Origin of the sequence: Actinosynnema sp. NPDC053489 (genome assembly GCF_044544865.1) — a bacterium.
In the GTDB taxonomy this organism is placed as follows: domain Bacteria; phylum Actinomycetota; class Actinomycetes; order Mycobacteriales; family Pseudonocardiaceae; genus Actinosynnema.
In genome coordinates this window covers 230,994-252,941 of the sequence record NZ_JBITXT010000007.1, presented here as the reverse complement: position 1 = coordinate 252,941, position 21,948 = coordinate 230,994, and the positions used below count along the sequence as shown (strand labels likewise).

Annotated in this window: 18 protein-coding genes; 6 read left to right on the top strand and 12 right to left on the bottom strand. The window is 72.2% G+C overall.

Annotated features, from left to right (window positions below; all coding sequences use genetic code 11):
- Positions 1-79 precede the first annotated feature (79 nt).
- From ACIGNX_RS18360 to ACIGNX_RS18330, 7 genes are all read right to left on the bottom strand, one after another.
- Positions 80-316 carry an acyl carrier protein gene (locus ACIGNX_RS18360; RefSeq protein ID WP_396541475.1) on the bottom strand — a complete coding sequence of 79 codons (237 nt, stop codon included), beginning with the start codon at positions 314-316 and terminating at the stop codon, positions 80-82.
- Complete coding sequence (locus tag ACIGNX_RS18355) at positions 313-2,160, bottom strand: HAD-IIIC family phosphatase (protein WP_396541473.1); 1,848 nt, start codon at positions 2,158-2,160, stop codon at positions 313-315. Before ACIGNX_RS18355 ends, ACIGNX_RS18360 begins: the two co-directional genes overlap by 4 nt.
- A complete protein-coding gene (locus ACIGNX_RS18350) occupies positions 2,160-3,194 on the bottom strand; it encodes a 3-oxoacyl-[acyl-carrier-protein] synthase III C-terminal domain-containing protein (RefSeq protein WP_396541471.1) in 1,035 nt (344 codons plus the stop codon). The genes ACIGNX_RS18355 and ACIGNX_RS18350 overlap by 1 nt, the downstream gene beginning before the upstream one ends.
- Positions 3,195-3,472: 278 nt before the next feature.
- Positions 3,473-3,934 carry a VOC family protein gene (locus tag ACIGNX_RS18345; protein WP_396541469.1) on the bottom strand — a complete coding sequence of 154 codons (462 nt, stop codon included), beginning with the start codon at positions 3,932-3,934 and terminating at the stop codon, positions 3,473-3,475.
- Positions 3,931-4,929, bottom strand: coding sequence for an FAD-dependent oxidoreductase (locus tag ACIGNX_RS18340; RefSeq protein ID WP_396541467.1), 999 nt, complete (start codon positions 4,927-4,929; stop codon positions 3,931-3,933). Before ACIGNX_RS18340 ends, ACIGNX_RS18345 begins: the two co-directional genes overlap by 4 nt.
- Positions 4,926-7,403 carry an aminopeptidase N gene (gene pepN, locus ACIGNX_RS18335; protein ID WP_396541465.1) on the bottom strand — a complete coding sequence of 826 codons (2,478 nt, stop codon included), beginning with the start codon at positions 7,401-7,403 and terminating at the stop codon, positions 4,926-4,928. Before pepN ends, ACIGNX_RS18340 begins: the two co-directional genes overlap by 4 nt.
- A gap of 162 nt (positions 7,404-7,565) precedes the next feature.
- Complete coding sequence (locus tag ACIGNX_RS18330) at positions 7,566-7,943, bottom strand: MmcQ/YjbR family DNA-binding protein (RefSeq protein ID WP_396541934.1); 378 nt, start codon at positions 7,941-7,943, stop codon at positions 7,566-7,568.
- Positions 7,944-8,700: 757 nt separating this feature from the next.
- Between ACIGNX_RS18330 and ACIGNX_RS18325 the strand changes: the two genes are divergently transcribed.
- Both ACIGNX_RS18325 and ACIGNX_RS18320 read left to right on the top strand, forming a co-directional pair.
- A complete protein-coding gene (locus ACIGNX_RS18325) occupies positions 8,701-9,048 on the top strand; it encodes a hypothetical protein (protein ID WP_396541463.1) in 348 nt (115 codons plus the stop codon).
- Positions 9,049-9,058: 10 nt separating this feature from the next.
- On the top strand, positions 9,059-9,577 hold the full coding sequence (locus ACIGNX_RS18320; RefSeq protein ID WP_396541461.1) for a hypothetical protein: 519 nt from the start codon (positions 9,059-9,061) through the stop codon (positions 9,575-9,577).
- A gap of 45 nt (positions 9,578-9,622) precedes the next feature.
- Here ACIGNX_RS18320 and ACIGNX_RS18315 read toward each other — a convergent pair whose 3' ends face one another.
- Together ACIGNX_RS18315 and ACIGNX_RS18310 are read right to left on the bottom strand one after the other, a co-directional pair.
- Entirely contained in the window at positions 9,623-10,903 is a 1,281-nt protein-coding gene (locus ACIGNX_RS18315; RefSeq protein WP_396541459.1) for an amino acid permease, read from the bottom strand.
- Positions 10,900-11,769, bottom strand: a complete 870-nt coding sequence (locus ACIGNX_RS18310) for a TIGR03621 family F420-dependent LLM class oxidoreductase (protein ID WP_396541457.1) — start codon at positions 11,767-11,769, stop codon at positions 10,900-10,902. Before ACIGNX_RS18310 ends, ACIGNX_RS18315 begins: the two co-directional genes overlap by 4 nt.
- A gap of 614 nt (positions 11,770-12,383) precedes the next feature.
- Between ACIGNX_RS18310 and ACIGNX_RS18305 the strand changes: the two genes are divergently transcribed.
- The gene (locus tag ACIGNX_RS18305) at positions 12,384-13,019 is read left to right on the top strand and encodes a hypothetical protein (protein ID WP_396541455.1); all 636 of its coding nucleotides are present in this window, start codon (positions 12,384-12,386) and stop codon (positions 13,017-13,019) included.
- 230 nt (positions 13,020-13,249) lie between these two features.
- Here the strand turns inward: ACIGNX_RS18305 and ACIGNX_RS18300 are convergent, their stop codons facing one another.
- Together ACIGNX_RS18300 and ACIGNX_RS18295 are read right to left on the bottom strand one after the other, a co-directional pair.
- Complete coding sequence (locus tag ACIGNX_RS18300; protein WP_396541453.1) at positions 13,250-13,534, bottom strand: hypothetical protein; 285 nt, start codon at positions 13,532-13,534, stop codon at positions 13,250-13,252.
- Positions 13,535-13,558: 24 nt separating this feature from the next.
- Positions 13,559-14,641, bottom strand: a complete 1,083-nt coding sequence (locus tag ACIGNX_RS18295) for a hypothetical protein (RefSeq protein WP_396541451.1) — start codon at positions 14,639-14,641, stop codon at positions 13,559-13,561.
- Positions 14,642-15,057: 416 nt separating this feature from the next.
- On the opposite strand from ACIGNX_RS18295, the gene ACIGNX_RS18290 reads away from it, so the two are divergent.
- Positions 15,058-16,995 (top strand): MDR family MFS transporter, encoded by a 1,938-nt coding sequence (locus tag ACIGNX_RS18290; RefSeq protein ID WP_396541932.1) that lies wholly within the window; start codon positions 15,058-15,060, stop codon positions 16,993-16,995.
- A 91-nt stretch (positions 16,996-17,086) separates the two neighbouring features.
- Positions 17,087-18,352 carry a hemolysin family protein gene (locus tag ACIGNX_RS18285; RefSeq protein WP_396541930.1) on the top strand — a complete coding sequence of 422 codons (1,266 nt, stop codon included), beginning with the start codon at positions 17,087-17,089 and terminating at the stop codon, positions 18,350-18,352.
- On the opposite strand, the gene ACIGNX_RS18280 is transcribed toward ACIGNX_RS18285, so the two are convergent.
- On the bottom strand, positions 18,353-19,768 hold the full coding sequence (locus ACIGNX_RS18280; RefSeq protein ID WP_396541449.1) for an aminopeptidase P family protein: 1,416 nt from the start codon (positions 19,766-19,768) through the stop codon (positions 18,353-18,355).
- A 441-nt stretch (positions 19,769-20,209) separates the two neighbouring features.
- Here ACIGNX_RS18280 and ACIGNX_RS18275 point away from each other — a divergent pair, with 441 nt between their 5' ends.
- Entirely contained in the window at positions 20,210-21,769 is a 1,560-nt protein-coding gene (locus tag ACIGNX_RS18275; protein ID WP_396541447.1) for an RICIN domain-containing protein, read from the top strand.
- Positions 21,770-21,948 lie beyond the last annotated feature (179 nt).

Genomic DNA, 21,948 nt, shown 5'->3' with positions numbered 1-21,948 from the left:
GACGTGCGGGCCGGGCGCGGGTGCGCGACCGGTCCGGGGCACCGGCGGCGGGGTGCGCCGCCGGTGTCGGGGAGGTGGGTCAGGGGGTGGGGCGCACCAGCGCCACGACGTCGTCGACGGTCCGGGCGGCGTGGAACGCGCGCAGGTCCAGGCTCACCTGCAACCGGTTCTCCAGCTGGGCCAGTGCGTCCAGCGAGCTGATGCTGTCCCACTCGTGCCGGGCCAGCACCGGCTCCTCGCGCAGCGCGTCGACGGTGACGTCGAGCGCGCCGGCCAGGATGCCCAGCACCGACTGCTCCACCGTGGTCTCGGTCATCGGACTACCTCGTTCCCCTCGAGCAGGTTGATCCAGGCGGGCACCTCGGGCAGCCCCGCGTCCGCGCCCAGGGCGAGCGCGTACGCGCCGTCGCCCTCGTCGGCGAACCCGGCGTTGCTCCAGAAGCCGCTCGCCATGCCGTTCTTCTTCGACGGCACGTACCGGCCGCGCAGCGCGGTGGCGCCGGCGGCGTGCGCGCGGCCCGCGAGCCACGCGGCGATCGCCAGTTCCACACCGCGGCCCAGCACCCGGCAGCTCAGCACGAGGTTGTCCACGTGCCACTCGGCGCCGGAGCGGTCGACCCACGCGGCGCCGATGACGCCCTCGTCGCCGAACCGGTCGGCCACCGCGAACGTGACGACCAGGTGGTCCGGGTCGGCGATGCGGCGACCGGTCTCGGCCTCGTCGAACCGCAGGCCGGTCAGGTTGAACTGGTTCGTGCGGGCGGCGAGCTGGGCGACGCGCGCCACCGAGAAGCCGTCCGCCTCCTCGACGGTCAGCCGCACGCCCAGCGCGTGCAGGTAGTCCTCCGACGAGCCGAAGCCGCCGGCGAAGTCGTTGCGCAGCGCCCGGCTGCGGTACAGCTCCGGCCGGGCCAGGTCGGTCTCGGTCAGCTCGGCGACGTCGAACCAGCCCTGCTCCAGCAGCGTGCGCACGATGTGCGCCGGGTCGCCGTCGGAGGGCAGCACCACGACCTCGGGCAGCTCCTCCTCGACGTGGCCGCGCTCGAACGGCGAGTCGTCCAGGAACACGAACGACCCGATGGACAGGCCGAGCGCCGTCGCGGCCTCGCGCAGGTTGCCCGCCTTCGGCGACCAGTTGACGGCCTTGGCGGAGAACGCCTCCGGCCGCAGCAGCACCTCCGGGTGGGCGGTCAGCGCCTCGTCGACCAGGTCGGCGTCGTTCTTGCTGGCCAGCACCAGCACCACGCCCTGGTCGCGCAGCCTGCCCGCGGTGCGCTGCACCTCCTGGTAGGCGTTGCCCGGGTACAGGCCGCCCAGCTGCACGCCCTCCGCGCCGACCTCGCCGAGCACGCCACCCCACAGCGTGTTGTCGAGGTCCAGCGCCAGCACCTTGCGGGACAGGCCGCTGCGCGCCTGCGCGAACCGGCGCACCTCGCGTGCCAGCAGGTACAGCGCGCCGTCGGTGTAGGGCAGGTCGCCGTAGCGGTGCAGCCGGTCGTCGCGCGCCGCGAACGGCGAGTCGGCGAGCACCGACACGAGGTCGGTCACGGCCACCTGGCGGTGCTGCGCGGCGAGGTCCAGCAGGCCCTCGTTGAGCTTCGCCCACGCCCGCGACAGCGCGGCCCGCGCCCGCCAGCTGATCACCGAGTCGCGCACCTGCGCCGGCAGCGGCACGGTGTGCAGCAGCACGGTCGCGGTGCTCCGCTGCGCGGCCGAGAGCACCAGCCCCCGCAGGTCGTCCAGCCGGGCCTCCAGGTGCCCGGCGAGCCCGTCGACGTCCGCGGCGGCCCAGTCCTGGGGCAGGAAGTAGCTCTCGTCCAGCAGGAGGGCGACGACGTCCGCGCCCTCGAACGGCTCGGTGGCCAGGGTCAGCTCGAACATCCCGTACGGGCCGGGCACCAGCTCGGGCAGGACGCCCGCGGCCACCAGGCTCGCCCGCAGGATCTGCTCGTAGGGACCGATGGTGCACGTCGCCAGCAGGGCGACGCGCAGCGGGCGCAGGTTCTCCGCGTCCTCCAGGCGGGCGAGCAGCTTGCCCGCCTTGCGCAGCACGAGCGGGTCGGACACGCGCGCCAGCCGCGTCAGGTCGGCGGGTTCGGGCGCGCGGCCCTCCGCCACGGCGGCGCGCAGCGACTCCAGCAGGTCCGGTCGCTCGCCCATCAGATCCGCACCAGGGTGCAGTACCAGCGCATGCCGATGGAGATCCCGCACAGCGCCACGACGTCGCCGGGCTTCACGTCGCCGCGCTCGATGTGCTCGCCGAGGCAGAAGAGCTGGTCCGCCGCGCCCATGTGGCCGTGGCTGAGGGACAGCTCGGCGTTGGTGTGCTCGACGGTGACGCCGAACGGCGCGGCGACCTCCTCGATGGTGTCGGTGGAGTCGTTGATGTAGATGACGTGCTTGAGGTCGTCGCGGGTCAGCCCCGCGCGGCGCAGCGCGTTGTCCACGGTGTCGGTGATCCGCTGGTTCAGCGTCGCCACGAACTCGCGCAGCTTGGCCGGGTCCTTGTCGAAGTGGGCCTGGATGCGGGCGTGCCCGGGGGGCGCGTCCTTGGCCGTCCAGCCGTCGAACGGGACCGGGTTGACCGCGCCGCCGACCTCCGTGCGGAAGAAGTCCGACAGGTCGGGGTCCACGAACTGGTCCGTGGCCAGCCACTTCACGCCCTCGTGGCCCCGCTTGAGGACCGCGGCCACCGCGCCGTCGCTGTGCACGGCGTTGTTGACGTTCATGCGGTTGCGGTGGAACTCGCTGACCCGGTTGACGGCGATGAAAAGCACCGTCTGGATCTCCGGCTGCAGCGCGAGCTGCCCGGCCACGTAGCCCAGGCCCGTGACGCCGCAGGCGCACCCCTCGGTGAGCAGCATCGTCTGGGTCGTGCCCTCGACCTTGAGCCGGCGCGCCACGGCGGCCGACGTGTCCCAGTGGTGGTAGTCGGGCACCTCGGAGGCCGCCACGACGACGAAGTCGACGTCGTTGGGGGCGAGGCCGAGGCGGTCCAGCGCGTCCTGCCCGGCGAGGGTCGCCAGGTCGGTGGCGGTCACGCCGTCCGGGGCGCGGTGGAACGTGTGGTAGCCCCAGCGGACGACGCGTTCGGGGTCGCCGACGTAGTCACCGGCCGTCTGCGCGACGTCCCGGTCCTCGCCGGTGGCGAACCCGAAGCCCGCGACACCGAAATCCACGAGCTGGCTGGCCATGAGCACTCCTGTCCTGTGACTGCTTTCAGGCATGGTTTTCAGGCATGCCCGTGATCATTTGTCGCGGGCATGCGAAAAAGTTTGGAGGGAAGTGGGAAGATGTGCGCCGCAGGGTGTCACCCCTGACCCCTGCGGCGCTCTGACCTGTGTCAGCCGGTTCAGAGACAAGCAACCCAAGTTCGACGAGCCCAGTCGGCCGGATCGCTTGGCGAAGTGCTGCGGTCTGTAATGATTATTTCCCGCCGGCGCGCCGGGGGCAACATTTTTGTGACCTTGTCCTACGGTTTAATCATCGGATTTCCCGATGCCGTCGATAGGCGTCGGCGCGGGGTGTCGTAGGCCACCAGCTCGACGAGCACGCCGGCCGGTTTCGGCGCGTACAGGTACTGCACCGCCATGCCCTCCCGCGCCCCGCGGCACGGTTCCGCGTCCACGGGCGCGAAACCCCCGGTCCGCAGGCGCGTCGCTTCGGCACGCAGGTCGTCCACTTCGAACGCGATGTGGTACAGCCCCGGCCCGCGCGCGAGCCGCCCGGCGACCGCCGAGTCCTCCCGGACCGGTGCCACCACCTCGACGGCCGGCGCCGAGAGGTCGGCGCCCACCTGCCAGAAGTCGCACGAGACGCCGTAGTCGTCCGCGACGCCGCCCTCCACCTTGGACAGCCCGAGCACGGCGAGCAGCGCGCCGACGCCCTCGGGGTCCGCGGTGAGCAGTCCCACGTGGTCGATGCCGAGGATCACGACGCCACCAGCTCCGCCGCGGCCCGCCGGCTCGCCGCCAGCACGGTCTTCGCCGCGCCGCCGCTGCCGCCGGTGAAGGTGAACACCCCGCCGCCCACGTCGACCAGGCGCAACCCGGCCGGTGAGCGGTAGCAGTCGAACGAGGCCACCACCCGCTCCGGCCCCGCCGCCCCGTCCGCGACGCCGAACCGGCGGCGGGCCGCGTCGAGCACCCGCCCGGCCAGGTCGTGGTCGGGCGTCACGGCGTCGGGGTCGACGTCCCAGCGGTCGCACCCCATGCCCAGCAGGAACGCGCCGTCGCGGTCCGGGCGGCCGTACAGGCCGGTCCGGTCGTCCACGAACGACGCCGCGCACGGTATCGGCAGCCGGTACAGCCCGTACTGGATCTGCTTGGCGCGCAGCGGCTCGCCGCCGACGAGCCGGGGCGTCCACGCGCCGGCCGCGACGACCACCGCGTCGAACGCCGCCACCCCGCCCTCGGTGCGGACCGCCGCACCCGCCCGCACTTCGGCAACCCGCTCGGCGCGGACGTCCCCGCCGCTGCCGGCCAGCCACCGCAGCGCGCGCTCGCGGAACCGCGCGGGGGAGAAGTGCCCGGCGTGCCGCTCCACGACACCGGCCGCGTCCGCGGGCAGGTCCCGGAACCCGAACCGGCGCGCCAGCTCGGCACCGTCCACGACGGACGCCGAACCCGGCAGCGCGGCCTCCACCGCGTCCACCGACGGCGTGACGCCCTCGGCCGTCACGTACACCGACCCGGTCTCCCGGTACCCGGCCCAGTCGCGCACCCGCTCGTCGGACCTCAGCTCCGCCAGCGACTCCGCCGCCTGCCCGGCCGCCTCGGCGTCGACCTCGAAGCCGCGCACCAGCCCGCCGGACGCGCCGGAGGCGTCGGCCGCGTCCGGCGCGTACACCGTGACGTCGACGCCCGCGGTCCGCAGCCGCCAGGCCAGCGCGGCGCCCGCGACGCCGCCCCCGACGACCGCGGCTCTCACGCGCGCCTCGCGTGCACGGCGCGCCGCAGGTCGTCGGTCAGGTCCGCGCCGCGGCGGCGCAGCGGCAGCGGCAGGTCGTCGCGCGCGAACAGCTCGTCGGCCAGGGCGAGCGTCCCCGGCTCGGCGGCGTAGCGCGGGTAGAGCCACAGCACCAGCGTGTCCAGCACCTTGTCCTCGCGCAGCGCGGCCACGTCCACGATCTCGGTGAAGAACCGGGACACGTACGGCGCGGTCAGCTCGCGCTGCTCCGGCTGCCAGAAGCCCTCGGCGGTCGACCACAGGCGGTAGCTCGACAGCTCGGCGTCGGTGGTGATCGCGCGCCACGCAGCGGCCTTCGCCTCGACCGTCGGGATCGCCGCCCGCGCCTTGACCGCGAACTGCTCGGTGTGCGTGCTGCGGTCGGCCTCGTACGCCTCGTCGATCTCCGCCTCGGTGAACGCGCCGAGCACCGCGAGCCGGTACCGGATCCGCCACGCCAGGTCGCTGTCCAGCTCCAGCCCCGCCGGCAGCGGCACGCCGTCCAGCCAGCCGCGCAGCTCGGAGGTGTCGGCGGTGAACTCCACCAGGCCCCGCGCCAGCGCCAGCCCCAGCTCGTCACCCGGCGCGACCCGGCCCAGCCGGTCGCGCGCCGCGTCCGCCACGGCCTTGAGCAGGCCCGGCCGCAGCTCGGGGTCCAGCAGCCGGTCGGCCACGTCGATGCGGGCCTGCTCCAGCACCTCGATCACGATCGACAGCTCGGTCTCGTAGCCGAGCATCCGCGTCACCAGGTCCAGGTGGTCGGCGGCCGGCACCGCGCCGTCGATCACGCCCTGCAGCAGCTGCGCCCACACCATCGCGCGGTTGATCGGCGCCAGCTCCGGCAGCACCTCGGGCAGCGCCCGCTGCGACGCCGCGTCGTAGCGGATCTTGGCGTAGGTCAGGTCGTTCTCGTTGAGCAGGAGGAACTTCGGCGCCGCGCGGCCGACCAGCTCGGGCACCTCGGTGCGCGCGCCGTCCACGGTCACCCGGACCGCCTCGTGGGTGCCGCCCTCGCCGTACAGGCCGATGTCGATGGTGTGCGGCCGCAGGGTCGGGTGCGACGGCGGCGCGGTCTGCGCGACCGCGAACGACGTGATCACGCCGTCCTCGACGGTGAGCTCGGGCGCCAGCGTGGTGACGTTCGCGGTGCCCAGCCAGCGGTCGGCCCAGTCGGTCATGTCCCGGCCGACGGCCTCGCCGACGGCGGCGTTGAAGTCGGCGAACGTGGCCGCGCCGTACGCGTGGCGGGCGAAGAAGATGCGCAGCGCCTCGCGCATCGCGTCGTCACCGATGTGGTGCGCGAGCTGCCGCAACGCCGACGAGCCCTTGAAGTAGGAGATCCGGTCCAGGTCCAGCAGCGCCGACAGGGCGTCCGCGCCGTCGATCCACACCGGGTGGGTCGACGGCCGCTGGTCGGCCACGTACGCCTGGCCCTTGCGGCGCGCCGAGAACGTCGTCAGCGGGCCGGTGAACTCGGTGACCTCGCTGGGCACCCGGTGCGCCAGGTAGTCGGCGAACGCCTGGCCCAGCCACAGGTCGTCCCACCACTTGTTGGTCACCAGCCCGGCCCACCACATCAGCGACAGGCCGTGCGCGATGACCACCGCGCGGGTCTCGTGCTCGCTGCGCGGCGCCGGGGTGCGGAACAGGTACAGCTCCTTGAGCAGCACGCAGCCGGGGTGGTCCAGCGACAGGTAGCTGAACTCCGGCGCGAACACCTGGTCGAACCGGCCGAAGGGGTAGCGCACGCCGAACAGCCGGTGGAACTCGTCCAGGCACTGCGCCGTGACGTCGAACACCTCCTGGATGTCGGCCTCCAGCGCCTCGGCGACCGACAACCGGCAGTACACGCCCAGTGGCACTCCGTCGTGGACGGTCTCGAACGAGGCGTACGGCCCGGCGACGACGGTGGTGAGGTATGTGGCCTGCGCCACCGCCTGTTCCACGCGCCACCGCCCGGGCGAGACCTTCGTGGCCGCACCCGTGCCGAGGACCGTCCACTCCTCCGGGACGGTCAGGTCGAACGTGAACGGCGCCTTGAGGTCCGGCTGGTCGAAGCACGCGAAGATGCGCGGAGCGTGGTCGAGGAACACCGCTCCGTACACGTAGACCCGGTCGTCGGCGGGGTCGACGTAGCGGTGCAGCCCCTTGGACTCCCGCGAGTACGCCATGTCCGCGACCACGACCAGTTCGTTGTCGGCGGCCAGGTCGGTGAGCGGCAACCGGCCGTCCACCAGGGACGACACGTCCAGCTCGCGCCCGTTGAGGGTGACCCGCAGCAGCTCCTCCGGCTTCACGTCCACGAACGTGGCGCCCCCCGGCGCTGCGGTGAAAGCCACATTCGTGATGGACCGAAATACTTTCCCGTCGCCGGTCAGATCCAGGTCCACGTGATACGAGTTGACCTCCAACAAAGCGCCCCGGGTGGCTGCTTCGGAACGAGTCAAACTGGCCATCTGGCGACCCCTCCTGCTTGGTAGAAGGGATCGTAAACGCGACTTCTGCGACGTCAACGGCCCAATTCGGTTCCCCTATAGGGTGCGCCCAGGAAATCCTGATGGCCCGCTCGCCCGGGGCCTCGCGGGGCTCGTTTCCCCCGTTCGGCGGTATCGGTGCGGCTATTGGCCGAGGTACTCACGCGCGACGCGCTTCGGGACGCACATTCGCCAGGCGTCGACCACCAACTCCTCCAGTTCCGCCTCGTCCAACCGGGACAGCGTCACCCGAACCCAGTTGTACCTCTCGTCCGAAGGTACCGGCGGGTGGAATTTGTCGGGGTCGGAGGCGATCAGGGATGCCCGCTCCTCCTTGGGGAACGCGAATCCCATCGTCAGCTCGTCGGGCGACAGGGCGAGGTACACGATCCGCCCGATGCGGAATTTCACCCGGTCGCGCACCAGCGCCTCCTCCGTGCGGGGGAGGGCGCGGGCGATCCGCCGCACGTCGTCGGCCGTGACGCCCCGGCGCGGCGCCGACCAGCCGCGGGTGCAGGCCAGGTAGCAGTACTCGTCGATCACCTTCGCCAGCGAGCGCCCCGGCCGGCCCAGGGACTCCAGCAGCTCCGGCTCGGGCACGCCCGCCTCGACCAGCAGGTCCGCCGCCCAGTCGCGGGTGAGCCGCAGGTGCGCCCGGTACGCCGCGCCGTCCCGACCGCCGTGCAGCCGGTCGGCGATCATGTTGTCCCACGGTGGCAGGCTGTTGGGGCGCAACGCGAACAGCAGCTTCGACGCCGCCGTCGGCCCCAGCGTGCGGGTGCCGCGCGGGGTGGTCGCCGCCGCGCTCGCCGACAGCGCCGCGAAGCCCTCGCCCAGCCGCTCCACCTGCTCGTCGGTCAGCTCGGCGAGCCACGTCCCGGCGTCGGGCAGCGCGTCGCGCCACGTCGCCCACCAGGCGCCCAGGCTCTCGTCCAGCACGCGCGGCTCGCCCGGCCGGGGCGTGCGGATGCGGCAGCCCCACGCGTTGAGCCACACGTGGGCGGCGTCCCGGTGGGTGGGCACCCCCAGGTCGAACGCCGGTGCGGTGGCGGCGGCCAGGGCCGTCCACGACTTCTCCGGTCCGGAGTAGCCGCCGAACTCGGCCACGGCGGCGCGCAGGGTGGTCAGATCCGGTTTCACGAGGCGCGACCCTAGCCGCAACCCTTGCGCGACGGCGTGCTCGTCGGTAGAAACGTCGGCGAGCCCGGCGCCCGGCCCGCCCCAGCTGCGCGCACCCCAATCCCACAACGGCGTACCGCCGCGTCCTTGGAGTGCCCGAATGACCGAGCCCTGGTTGCTGGAGACCCGCGTGTTCAAGCTCAAGCCCGGCACCCGAGCCGAGTTCGACCGCATCAGCCGCGAAGGCACCATCCCGCTCATGCGCCGCATCGGCATCACGGTGCTCGCCTTCGGACCGTCGCCTTTGGACGAGGACGAGTGGCACCTGGTGCGCGCGTTCCCCGGCCTGGAGGAGCGCGTCCGCCTCGCGGGCTCGCTGTACGAGCAGCCCGAGTGGGCCGAGTTCGACGGCCCGGTGGGCGAGATGATGGCCGACTACAGCACGGCGCTGGTGCCCGTGCCGCACGACACCGTGGAGCTGCTGTCCCGGCCCGGCGCGTTTGCCTAGGATCCGGCCGGTGACCACGAACCTGTCGCACCTGGCGGCGATCAACAACGTCGACGACGGCTACCGGCACTACGCCAAGGACGTCATCGCCCTCCCCGACCACGACCTCGCCCTGCCCGACGCCCACCTGAAGTGGTACGAGGTCCGCGAGCCGCAGGACGTGGTGGACCCCGGGCTGCGCGAGGAGGCCCGGTCGTTCCTGCGCGAGCAGGCGGCCTCCGGGGAACTGGACATCTCCGGCGACCTCGGCTTCGTCATCCACCACCTGTGCCGCGGCGAGTTCTACTTCCTCATCGTCTGCACCTGGCGGCGCGAGAACGAGATGTGGGAGACCGTCTACATCCGCGACATGAAGCAGCACGACAGCTTCCGCCGCCTGGAGCAGGGCAACCACCGCGAGGTGCTGTGCGTGTGGGAGATGGGCGCGCTGCTGCACGAGCAGCAGGCGTGGATCCGCTACCTCTACTCCGACCGGGACGAGCAGGCGAAGCTCGCCTACCTCGACGACCGGTTCACCGGCACCGTGTGAGGCCCGTCCGGGGTCGCCGCCCGTCGCGGCGACCCCGGACGCCCGTCACGCCGCGGTCCCCCGCACCGGGTCCCCGCGCCGACGCCGGTTCCACCGCAGGAACAGCAGCGCCGTCGCGGTGACCAGCAGCGGCCACAGCATGTAGACCGCCGTGGCGACGGTCAGCGCCACCACGCCGAGGAAGGCCACCAGCGCCGCGAACCAGGCGGGGGAGCGGCTCGGCAGCAGCTTCAGCGCCGCCGCCGTGCCGATCAGGTAGACCGCCACGAACTGCCCGGTCGTCAGCAGGACCAGCAGCTTCGCGCCGGTGCCCGTGCCGATGGCCACCGCCAGCGACAGGAAGCACAGCGCCACCACGACCACCAGGCTGCGGCGCGGCACCTCGCCCGCGACCGTGCCGCCGGACAGCCTGGCCGGGAACGCGCCGTCCCGGGCCAGGGCCGCGCTGAGCTTCGACGCGCTGGCCATGTAGGCGTTGATCGACCCGACGGTCAGCAGCACCGCCGCGACCGCCGCCACCACCTTCACGTCACCGCCGACCGTGCGCGCGATCAGCTGCCCCAGCGGCGCCTCGCCGTCCGCGGCGGCCGGGCCGAGCACCGAGATGATCGCGAACGCGACCGACAGGTACAGCAGGCCCACGATCGCGACCGCGATGCCCGTGGCGCGCGGCAGGTCCCGCTCCGGGCGCTTGAACTCCTGCGCCAAATGGGTGATCGCCTCCCACCCGGCGAAGCTCCACACCAGCATGCCCGCCGCCGACGCGACCGCCACCCACCCGTGCGGCGCGAACGGCGTCAGGTTGCCCAGGTCCACGTGCGGTACCGCCAGCAGAACCGAGCCGAGCACCAGCAGCACCAGCAGCCCGGCCAGCACGAACTGCACCGCGCCCGAGGCGCGCAGGCCGACCCAGTTCGTCAGCGCCATGCTCGACAGCAGCACCAGCGCCGTCAGGACGACCGTCCACTGCCCGCCGCCGACGGCCTGCTCGACGTACGCGCCCGCGAACAGCGCCGCCGCCGTCGTCCCCGGCGGCACGGCGAAGTAGAAGCACCAGCCGACCACGGCCGACAGGCGCTCGCCGAACGCCAGCCGCGCGTAGGTCGCCACGCCACCCGCGTCGGGGTGCCGCGCGCCCAGCGCCGCGAACGTCGCCGCCAGCGGCGCGGACAGCACCACCAGCGCCAGCCACGCCAGCAGCGACGCGGGCCCCGCCACGTCGGCCGCCAGCGCGGGCAGCGCGATGACACCCGTGCCGAGCACCGCGCCGACGTACATGGCGGTGCCCTGGGCGACGGTCAGGTGGCCGCCTTTCGCGCCCGTCATGCGGCCGCGCGCGCGAGCGCGATCGACGGGCCCAGCGCGTCGAGGAACGGCCGCTGCACGTTGAACGACGTGAACCCGTAGCGCCGGTGGGAGGCCACGACCTGGTCCGCGATCTCCTCCGCCGTGCCGATCGCCACGTAGGGCGAGTCCAGGACCTCCGCCGCGGTCAGCTCCCAGTCCGCCGCGATGCGCGCCGCCGCCGCCTCGCGGTCGTCGGTCACCTCCACGACCTGCACGAACGCGTTCAGCGTGACCTCGCGCCCGGCCGCCGCCTCGCGCACGAACGCGACGCGCTCGTCGGTCTCCTCCGAGCCGATGAGGCGGAAGTTGCCCGTGGCCTTGCCCTTGACGTGCCGGATGCCGCCGATGCTGACCACGTCGGCGCGCCGCGCGGCCAGCCGCAGCACCCGGTCGCCCGTGCCGCCGATCAGGACCGGCGGGTGCTCGACGTCCGGTTCGGCGTCGAGCAGCTTCGCCAGGTCGTCCAGCACCGAGTTGAGGTGGGCGACCCGGCCGTCCATCGGCGTCCACGGGATGCCGGCCAGGTCGAACTCCTGCTTGATGATCCCCGCGCCGATGCCGAGCACCAGCCGCCCCCCGCTCATCCGCTGCGCCGTCTGCACCTCCCGGGCCAGCAGCGACGAGTTCCAGAACGCGGCGTTGAGCGCGTAGGTGCCGATCCCGAGGGTCGGCGAGACCCGCGCGGCGAGGTTGAGCACCGAGAACGGCGACGTGCGGCTGGGCCCGAGGTGGTCGACGGCCAGCACGGAGTCGAACCCGAACCCCTCGGCGGTCCGGCACACGTCCACGAGTTCGTCGTGCGTGCGCGGTGTGGCCAACGTGATCCCGAACGATAAGTTTCCCACGACGTTCCCCCACAGCCCTCGTTGTCGGCGGCGAAAATACGCAAACAGTTGCCCGCCCGCCGACACAGGTCAACACGATCCCAAACCACGGGGGTATGGGTGGCATAGCGAAACCCGATGCCTGCTTGCTCGGTCCGGGGCGCGGTGCCGACCGCGCGGCGCCCGCGCCACCAGGGCTGCCCGTCCCACCCCTGCGGTAGCGCGGCCCGGACCCGGCGGCTCCCACCTCGCCGCGCTGCGACCCGGCGTCTTGGCGGCACGCGCATTCCCGTACCCCGTCGACAAAGCTGCCCGTGACGTCCGGCCCACCCTGTCGTGCCGACAGGGTGGGCCGCCACGCTGTGGGCACCTGAGGAAGTGTCACACGCTGTCCCTGTTTCCGGTGCGTGAGCGCGCCCAATGCCCTCCCTTGTCGCGGCATGATCGAAATCGAATGTCAACGTAATCCTGCGGATTGGAAGTGCTCCGAATGCACCATCGGTTCGCGGTAAGGGATGATCGAGCGATCGGGCCGTTCCCGGCATATCGTCGGGCATCGGTGGTGTACGTTAGGCTGTCGACCCGTCGGGCGGCTCGTCTTTGTTTCTCGTTGTCGATTGACTTTGGAGGCGGTCTTGACCGGTGGGGTGGATGGTATTCCCGGGACGTTCGCGGGTCCGACGGGGAGGTCGACGTTCAACACCGTAACCGGCGGTGTTTTTCGCAACGTCGTGCAGTCCAATTCTATCGACTTCCTGAATTTGGGCGACTCGGTGGAAGCGGTGCGAACCAGCCGGTTCTTGGACTGCTACTCCACGACGAAAGCGTTCCTGGGTGATTTGTACGAGAATCGCAGATCATTCGGCTTCATGCGAGGAGCGCCGCTGGAGCAGGGGCATCCCGTCCTCGTGTCGCAGTTCGAGGAGGCGCAAAAGCGCCTCGCGGACAAGGAGAACCACTTCGGGTCCGCGCTCTACGCCTTGGAGCCCTTGTGCGACGGTCCAACGCGCCGAGTCCTGGGCGAGGTCTATTCGACGGTCGAGGGCATGGCCCATGCGACGGCCTACGCCATGCTGGAGGTCGTGTGGCACGGGATGCCGCCGGCGATGCCCGCCGACTTGCTCGGGCTGCTGCGGGAAGACTACGGGAAGTATCCCGACCTGGAGTCCCAGTGGACGTCGATGCGCGCCCTGCTGAAGCGTCTGAGGGTGCTACTCGACATTGAACAATGGCCTTCGGGTGTCGCTCGTCGGGCACCGTCGGGGGAGTGATCCGGAGATCGCGTCGGTCGTTGTCGGATGGTTGGGCCGAATGTGCTTGGAATCCCTGGAGCGTCGACGGCACCCCGGCCGCCATCACCGACAGGTGCACCACGGCAACATTGTCACGAGATCCGCGTTCGGTCGCCTTGATCTCGATCGCGCTGGTTTTCCGCTTCACTCACCGCCGCGGCCGGTCCTGGAGCAGGTTCTCGGGAGCGGTCCCCGGCGCGGTGGTCGCACTAACCGGTGCAGCCGACCACCACTCTGCCCAGCCACGCCTCGGAGCCCAACTGCATGACGAAGCCGTTGCCGGCCTTGCACTGGGTTGCCGGGTTGTACCCAGCGGCGCTCGCCGCCGCATTGGCCAGCGCGGACGCCTGCTGCAGGGCGGCCTCTGGGGTGGAGTCGACGGCCTGACCCTGGAAGTACTGCGTCGCGGCGAGGGCCGTCGCGCTGCCGGCCGAACCTCCCGCGACCACGAGCGCGGAGATCACCAGGGCTTGGACGGTGCGGCGGATCGACATCGGCGAATCCTCACGTCGGACCGGTTATCGGGTGGGCAGTGCCACGACTGACACGGTGGTGTCGCCCTGGTTGGTGATGAAAGCGCGGCGGCCGTCGGCGGTGAACGCGGTGTCGTTCGGCTTGGTGCCGACTTCGATGGTCGTCAGCACCTCGTTCGTCGCCGTCGAGATCAGTGACGCCGTGCGGGAGCGGAAGTTGGTGGCGACGACGAAGCGCCCGTTCGGGCTGACGTCCACCCCGTGCACCTCCGGGGCCGGCGTCGCGATCACCTTGACCAGGCTGCGCCGGGCGAGGTCCACGACCGCGACGCCACCGCCGCCCCCGAGCACGCCGCCGAAGATGCCGACGTAGGCGAACCTCCCGTCCGGGGTGGTGCTCGCCGCCTGCGGGCCGCCCGCGTCGGCGAGGGGCACGTCGGCGAGGACGCTGTCGGTGGCCGTGTCCACGAGCAGCGCCTTGGCGGGCCCGTTGAACGAGCCGTGCGGCACGACGAGCAGCTTCCCGTCGGGCGTCAACGCCGGGCGCCCGGTGAACCCGTTCGGGGCGAAGCCGGGGATGGTGATGGTGCCGCCGATGGTGACGTGGCGCGGATCGCGGTTGTCCAGGACGGTGATGGCCGCGTCCGACGCCCCGCCGAAGGTGGTCACGTAGACCTTGCGGCCGCTCCGGTCGGCGATCACCCCGAACGGGTACCGCACCGGCACCGGTGCCAGGTCCACCGTCTGGGTGACCGCCCGGGACGCCGTGTCGATCACCGAGACGGTGGCCGAGGTCGAGTTGGTCACGAACGCCTGCCGGCCGTGGCGGGTGAAGGCGATGTCCTCGGGGAAGACGCCGACGTCGATCACCGACTCGATCCGGTAGGTCTTCGAGTCGAGCACGGTGACCGTGCGACCCCGGTTGCCGATGTGCCCGTCCAGCGGCCCCGAGTTCGCGACCCACGCGGTGCGGCCGTTCGGGGCGAGGGTGACCCCGAACGGGTTGACCGCCACGTCGACGGTCGCGACGACCCGGAACCCGGCGGGTGCGGCCGACGCGGGCCCGGCGGCGACCGCCACCGACGACAACGCCGCGGACGACAACACCACCGCGAGAAGCGCCACCACGCGCCGCCACGTCGTTCCGGAACGCGGAACGGACAACGAATTCCCGCCCACTTCGATTCCCTCCGCCGGGGACGTTTCCGATCGACATCGTTCAGGGCGGACCGCGAGGCGGTCAACCGCCCAACGGACGAGCACAAGAGCGCCGGAAGAAGTGAACGGCAGTCGATTCCGCCGCGATTGTTCCCACGCGGAGGAGGAAATTCCACCGGACCCGTCCCATCGCGCCCGCCGATCCTGCCCGACGAATTCCAGGCGGCCGGACAACGTTCGAAACAAGGCGACCACCGTGATCACCCGGCCGTGGTCGTGGGCGAGCGGTGGCGCGGTGGCGGACCTATGGTTCGGCCGGGAGGTCCACCGTGGTCGAGCACGTCGAGGTCGGGCGCGGCACGCGCAACGCCGTCGTCTCGGTGATCATGCTCGGGATGCTGCTCGCCGCGCTCGACCAGACGATCGTGGCGACCGCGCTGCCCACCATCGTCAGCGACCTCGGCGGCGCGGGGCACCTGTCCTGGGTGGTCACGTCCTACCTGCTCGCCGAGACCATCATGACCGCGCTGATCGGCAAGTTCGGCGACCTGTTCGGCCGCAAGCGGGCGTTCCTGGCCAGCGTGGTCCTGTTCCTCCTCGGCTCGCTGCTGTGCGGCTGGGCCGACTCGATGACGTGGCTCATCCTGTCCCGCGCGGTGCAGGGGCTCGGCGCGGGCGGGCTGATGGTGACCTCGGCCGCGGTCATCGCCGACGTGGTGCCGCTGGACCGGCGTGGCAAGTACCAGGGGTTCATCGGCGCGGTGTTCGGCGTGGCGACGGTGGTCGGCCCGCTGCTGGGCGGCCTGTTCGTGGACCACCTCAGCTGGCGCTGGGCGTTCTACGTCAACCTGCCGCTCGGCGTGGTGGTGCTGGCCGTGGCCGCGTTCGCCCTGCCCGGCATCCGCGGCGGGAGCCGGCCGAGGATCGACTACCTCGGCATCCTGCTGATCGGCCTGGCCTCGACCGGCCTCACCCTGGTCACGAGCTGGGGCGGCGTCGAGTACCCGTGGGGTTCGCCGACGATCGTCTGGATGGCGGTCGGGTCGGTGGTGGCGCTGGCCCTGTTCGTGTTCGTGGAGACGCGCGCCGCCGAGCCCGTGCTGCCCATGCGGCTGTTCCGCAACCGCGTCTTCACGGTGTGCGTGGTGCTCAGCTTCGTGGTCGGGTTCGCCATGCTCGGCGGCGTCACGTTCCTGCCGACCTACCTCCAGTACGTGCACGGCGCGACGGCCACCCGGTCGGGCCTGGAGATGCTGCCGCTGGTCGTCGGCCTGCTGATCGCCTCCGTCACCACCGGCAACGTCATCGGCAAGACCGGCCGGTACCGGGCGTTCCCGCTGGTCGGCAGCCTGCTCATGGTCGCCGGGCTGCTCCTGCTGTCCCGCCTGGACCCGCAGACGTCGTTCTGGCAGGCGTCGGGGTACATGCTCGTGCTCGGCCTGGGCGTGGGCATGTGCATGCCGGTGGCGATGGTGGTCGTGCAGAGCGTCACCGACTACGAGGACCTGGGCGTGGCCACGTCGGGGGTCAGCTTCCTGCGCACGCTGGGCAGCTCGTTCGGCGTGGCGGTCTTCGGCACGGTGTACGCGAGCAACCTGCCCGACAACCTGGCCGCCGCCATCCCGCCGGGCGTCGACCCGGCCGCCGCGACCAACGTGCGGGCGCTGCACGCCCTGCCGGAGCCGCTCAAGGCCCCGATCATCGCCGCCTACGCCGACACGCTGCACTCCGTGTTCCTGTCCGCCGCACCGGTGGCCGCCGTCGCGTTCCTGGTCGCCCTGTTCCTCAAGGAGGTGCCGCTGCGCGACACGGCCCGCGCGGCGGCCACCGAGGTGGGTGACAACTTCGCCGCGCCCCACACCTCCGACTCCGTGCGCGAGCTGGAGAAGCTGGTGGCGCTCATCGTCGGCCGCGAGCGCCGCGACCCCACCCCCGACGTGCTGCGCGACTCGGGCGTCCCCCTCACGCACGCGCAGGCGTGGCTGGTGGTCAAGGTGTTCCGGCAGAGCGTGGACCACGGCGACGCCACCCTGGACCGCCTGGCCGCGGCGACGAAGGTGCCGGCGGGCGTCTTCGAGCCGGTGGCCCGCCAGCTCCAGACGAGGGGCTACGTCACCGAGTCGGCCGGCCGCTACCGCTTCACGCCCCAGGGCGCGGACGTCTTCGCCGACCTGGTCGCCGCCTGGCGGCGCTGGCTGCTGGTCAAGCTCACCGACTGGCACTGCGACGACCGGGAGTTCACCGACGCGGTGGAACGCGTGGCCACGGAACTGACCACCAGCGGTCGGGCCCTCACCACCGACCGCCCCGCGGTGGTGGGGTAGCGAGCCGGGTGGGCCCCGGAGCGCGGGCGCCACCACTCGAAATGGCCAACCCCCGGTTGCGGGTGGGCCGGGTCCGGGTATGGACTCGGGTGTGGACGGGTACGGGTGGACCATCGCGCTGGTCGCGGTGCTGGTGTTGGTGAACGCGCTGTTCTCGGGCAGCGAGATGGCGTTGATCAGCCTGCGCGAGGGCCAGCTGCGCTCGCTGGAGCGCGACGAGCGGGCGTCGGCCAGGACGCTGGTGCGCCTGGCGCGCGACCCGAACCGCTTCCTGGCCACCATCCAGATCGGCATCACGCTGGCCGGGTTCCTGGCCTCGGCGACGGCGGCGGTGTCGCTGGCCGCGCCGCTCCTGCCGCTGCTGTCCTTCCTCGGCGACGCGGCGAGCCCGGTGGCGATCGCCCTGGTCACGGTGGTGCTGACGTTCGTGACCCTGGTGTTCGGCGAGCTGGCGCCCAAGCGCCTGGCCATGCAGTACGCGCTGCGCTGGGCGCTGCTGGCGGCCCGGCCGCTGCACGTGCTGTCGACCGCCTCGCGGCCCGCAGTGTGGGCGTTGAGCGCGTCCACGAACCTGGTGGTCCGGGTGTTCGGCGGCAAGCCGGACGCGGAGTCCGAGCAGATGTCCGCCGAGGAGCTGCGGGAGCTGGTCTCGGCGCAGCGCGGCCTCAGCGCCGAGCAGCGCATGATCATCAACGGCGCGCTGGAGATCAGCGAGCGCAGGCTGCGCGAGGTGCTCGTCCCGCGCCGGTCCGTCGTCACGCTGGACGCCGGGACCGACGTGCCGTCGGCGCGCGCCGAGCTGGCCGCCTCCGGCCACTCCCGGGCCCCGGTCGCCCGCGGCGGGCACCTGGACGACGTCGTGGGCGTCGTGCACCTGCGCGACCTGCTGGACGACGACGCCAAGCTGGTCGACGTGGCCCGCGAGCCGGTCGTGTTCCCCGACTCGGTGCGGGTGTCCGACGCGCTGCGCCGGTTCAAGACCGAGCGCGAGCAGCTCGGCCTGGTCGTGGACGAGCACGGCGCGGTCGACGGCATCATCACGCTCGAGGACCTGCTGGAGGAGGTCGTCGGCGAGATCCTGGACGAGACCGACCGGGACGTGATGGCGGTGCGCAACTGGCCGGACGGCTCGCTCGTGCTGCCCGGCACGTTCCCCGTGCACGACCTGGTCGACCTGGGCGTGGAGCTGCCCGACGCGCCCGAGGGCGACTACGCCACCATCGCGGGCCTCGTGCTGGTGGTGCTCGGCCGCATCCCCGAGGGCCCCGGCGACCGGATCACGGTCTCCGACTGGACCATCGACGTGCTGAAGGTCGAGCACCACGCCATCACGTCGGTGCGGCTGCGCAAGCGCTGACTACCGGCCCGCCGCCGCGACCCACGCCTCGAGGCCGGCCACGTCGCTCGGCAGCGCGGTCGACAGCACCCGGTTGCCCGACCCGGTGACCACGACGTTCTCCTCCAGCCGCACGCCGATGCCCCGCAGCTCCGGCGGCACGGTCTCGTCGTTCGGGTGGAAGTACAGGCCGGGCTCCACGGCCAGCGCCATGCCGGCCTCCAGCGTGCCCTCGTGGTAGGCGGCCGAGCCGGAGTTGGCGCAGTCGTGCACGTCGAGCCCGATGAAGTGCCCCACGCCGCAGGTGATGTACCGGCGGTGGTGCTGGCCGTCCGGGTCCAGCGACTCCTCCACCGACACCGGCAGCAGGCCCCAGTCGCGCAGGCCCTCGGCGAGCACGCACATGGCCTCCTGGTGGAAGTCCCGGTACGCCGCACCCGGCCGCACGACCGCCAGCGCCGCCGCCGACGCCCGCTCGACCAGCTCGTGCACCTGGCGCTGGGCGGGGGTGTAGGTGCCCGACACCGGCAGCGTGCGGGTGATGTCGGCGGTGTAGAGGGTGTCCAGCTCGACGCCCGCGTCCAGCAGCAGCACGGCGTCCTCGGGCACCGGGCCGTCGTTGCGGACCCAGTGCAGCACCGGCGCGTGCGGGCCGGCCGCCACGATCGAGGCGTACCCCGGGCCGTTGCCCTCGGTGCGGGCGCGCCGGTCGAACGTGCCCTGCAACCACCGCTCGCCACCGCCCTTGACCGCCGCCCGCAGCTCCGCGGCGACGTCGGCGAACCCGAGGACGGTCGCGTCCACGGCCGCTTGGAGCTGGCCGATCTCCCAGTCGTCCTTGATCCGGCGCAGCTCGGCCAGCACGGTGCGCAGCTCGGCGGCGTGGTCGGCGCCGGTGAGGGCGTCCAGCAGCGGGTCGACGCCGGTCGTGGCGTGCACGGCGGGCAGCCTGCCGCGCAGCGCCGACGGCAGCTCGTGCAGCGGCCGGCAGCGGATGCCCAGCGCCTCGCCCCACTCGGCGAGGCCCGGGACCGGCCCGATCCACAGCTCGCCGTCCCGGGCGTTGGCGAAGAAGTCGGGCTCGTCCGGCCCGGCCGGGGGGCGCAGGAACAGCTCGGCGTCGTGCCCGCCCGCGACCGGCTGCATCACCAGCACCGCGCCCTCGGCGGCGCAGCCGGTCAGCCAGGAGAAGTCGCTGTCGGGCCGGAAGCCGTAGTCGGTGTCGTTGGACCGCACCGGGGCCCAGCCGGCCGCCACGGCGATGCGCGCGCCGGGCAGCGCGGCGCTGAGCCGGTCGCGGTGCGCGGCGGCGGCCCGCGCGGCCCCGGGCGCGACGCGGGCGGCCCGGTCGGCGGGTCCCCAGCCGTGCCGGACGAACTCCCGGAAGCCGGAGGCGTCGACGAGCTTGCTGGGGTCGCGGCGGGCGGGCTTGGTCACCTGGGCAGCCTTTCGGGTCGCGGGCCGGGAACGCCCCGGCCACGATCGGCGGCCGGGTCACGCCCAGATGCTCTCACCAGGGCCGGCCGCCACCCCGGCACCCCTCCGGTCCCGTCCGCCCGGGACGCGACGACGACCGGCCCGCGAATCGTCACGATGTTTTGTCCGAATTCCAAGTCGTGATGCAATTCCCAAGCGCCGGCGGAATCCGCAAAATGCGGTGACCGGATCGTTCATCCGCCGCGTGCATCTGTGAAAACAAGTGGTTCCGCAACCCTTTGTGCCCCTTGTGGAGGGCGTGATGCCGACTCAAGATGAATCGCGGTTCCGACGACCCGTCACATGACGGTGCGCCACCGACCGAGCCGGGAGACTCGGTCTTCTCCGCCGCGCCGGGTCCGCCGATCGGCGGATCACGAGTTCTTTTTCGGAAGGAAGACGATGTTATACAGACCCAGCACCCTGCTCCGCCTGCTGGCGCCGCCGGTGCTCGCCGCGAGCGTCATCATGCCGCTGTCGGCAGGTGTCGCCTCCGCCGCGCAGCCCATCTGCCTGAGCGGCACCCTCAAGGCCGACTTCCCGTCAGCCGAGGGCGGCACCACGAAGCCGACCGTCACCAGGGGCGTCCGCAACGCCTCGGTCGAGCTGTGGGGCAGGGAGAAGTCGACCGACACCGACCACAAGCTGAACACCGACACCCAGTTGACCAGCGCCGCCGACGGCGCGTTCAACCTCTGCTACACCCCCGTCACGACCACCGCGATGGACCACCTGTTCGTGCGCTTCGCGGCGCGCAACAACCAGGTGTGGCGGGTCGCCAACGCCTCCGGCACGGTCTACTCCTACGACACGCCGACGCAGACGAACGTCTCCGCGAACATCGCCCTCGGCGTGGTCAAGCCGACCACGGCCGCCCGTGCCTGGCACGCGTTCGACACCGTGAACCTCCTCTGGTCGCGCCGGGTCAACTCGACGACCCCGTGCTGGACGACCGCGGAGGCGAACGCCGCCACCTGCACCACGCTGACGCTGCGCTGGCAGACCGGGTCGACCGACGGCCCCTACTACGACCTGTCGAACACCATCCACCTGGCCGAGGCCGACCCGGACTCCGAGCACACCGTGCTGCACGAAGCGGGCCACTTCTTCCAGCACCGGCTCTACAACGGCACGTTCCCGGCCGTCACCAACTGCAACCCGCACTACATCCCGACGGCGTCCTCGGCCACGTGCGCCTGGACCGAGGGCTTCGCCGACTCGCTGGCGGCCTACCTGCTGGGCGACCAGCGGTACGTGTTCCCGGACGGCTCGTCCTACCCGTTCACCGTCGCCTCGGGCTGGCAGACCGGTGACCAGGTGCAGGGCAACGTGGACGGCGCGCTGCTCCAGCTGTGGAACCAGGTGGACGGAAGCTGGGACCGCACCATCACCACCCTGGCCTCGCACACTCCCTCGACCTTCGCCGACTGGTTCAAGAACGTGCGCCCGACCGCCGTGCCGCCGCTGTCCACCACCGGTGCCGCGCTGACCGCCCTGGACTCGTTCGCCATCAACTACGGCCCCACGATCGTCGGCGACAACGCCTACCACGCGCTCAGCAACGGCGGCGGCGTCGCCCTCCAGCGCGGCGGCACCTGCAGCGGCAGCGTCCCGTCGGTGGCCGAGTTCGCCGCGCTGGACACCTCCCGCGCCTCGCAGCGCTGGAAGTTCACCTCGAACGGCGACGGCACCGTGCGGATCTACGACAGCTGCCCGATCCCGCTCTACCTGACCGCCCCGACCACCGCCGGCGGCCAGGTCTCCCTGCAGCTGGTCAACCTCGGTGGCGCCAACCAGCGCTGGCAGGTGACGCAGAACGCCGTGGGCACCTACACCCTGATCAACCCCGGCACCGGCTACTCCCTGGACGGCAACGCGACCGCCGGCCAGGCCGTCACCGCCAACACCGCCAACACCAACTCGACCAGTCAGAAGTGGGCCTCGGTCTTCTCCATCTCCTGACCGATGTCGATCGGTCGACCACCTCATCCCGCGTACATCGGGTCCGGAACCCACCGCAGAGGCTCGATTTGACATGGGTTCGGGTGCCATGGGCTGGACGGAGCCGGGCAGGTGCGGCGGGCGCTCTTTCCGCCGGGCCTGCCCGGCTTTGGCCTGCCTGGGGTGCCCGTAAGGGCCCC

Bases quoted from the DNA above. Each gene is read 5' to 3' on its own strand.
- ACIGNX_RS18355 (WP_396541473.1), bottom strand. From the start codon at position 2,160: ATGGGCGAGCGACCGGACCTGCTGGAGTCGCTGCGCGCCGCCGTGGCG.
- ACIGNX_RS18300 (WP_396541453.1), bottom strand. From the start codon at position 13,534: ATGTCGATCCGCCGCACCGTCCAAGCCCTGGTGATCTCCGCGCTCGTG.
- ACIGNX_RS18325 (WP_396541463.1), top strand. From the start codon at position 8,701: ATGACCGAGCCCTGGTTGCTGGAGACCCGCGTGTTCAAGCTCAAGCCC.
- ACIGNX_RS18290 (WP_396541932.1), top strand. From the start codon at position 15,058: ATGCTCGGGATGCTGCTCGCCGCGCTCGACCAGACGATCGTGGCGACC.
- ACIGNX_RS18275 (WP_396541447.1), top strand. From the start codon at position 20,210: ATGTTATACAGACCCAGCACCCTGCTCCGCCTGCTGGCGCCGCCGGTG.
- ACIGNX_RS18350 (WP_396541471.1), bottom strand. From the start codon at position 3,194: ATGGCCAGCCAGCTCGTGGATTTCGGTGTCGCGGGCTTCGGGTTCGCC.
- pepN (WP_396541465.1), bottom strand. From the start codon at position 7,403: ATGGCCAGTTTGACTCGTTCCGAAGCAGCCACCCGGGGCGCTTTGTTG.
- ACIGNX_RS18360 (WP_396541475.1), bottom strand. From the start codon at position 316: ATGACCGAGACCACGGTGGAGCAGTCGGTGCTGGGCATCCTGGCCGGC.
- ACIGNX_RS18315 (WP_396541459.1), bottom strand. From the start codon at position 10,903: ATGACGGGCGCGAAAGGCGGCCACCTGACCGTCGCCCAGGGCACCGCC.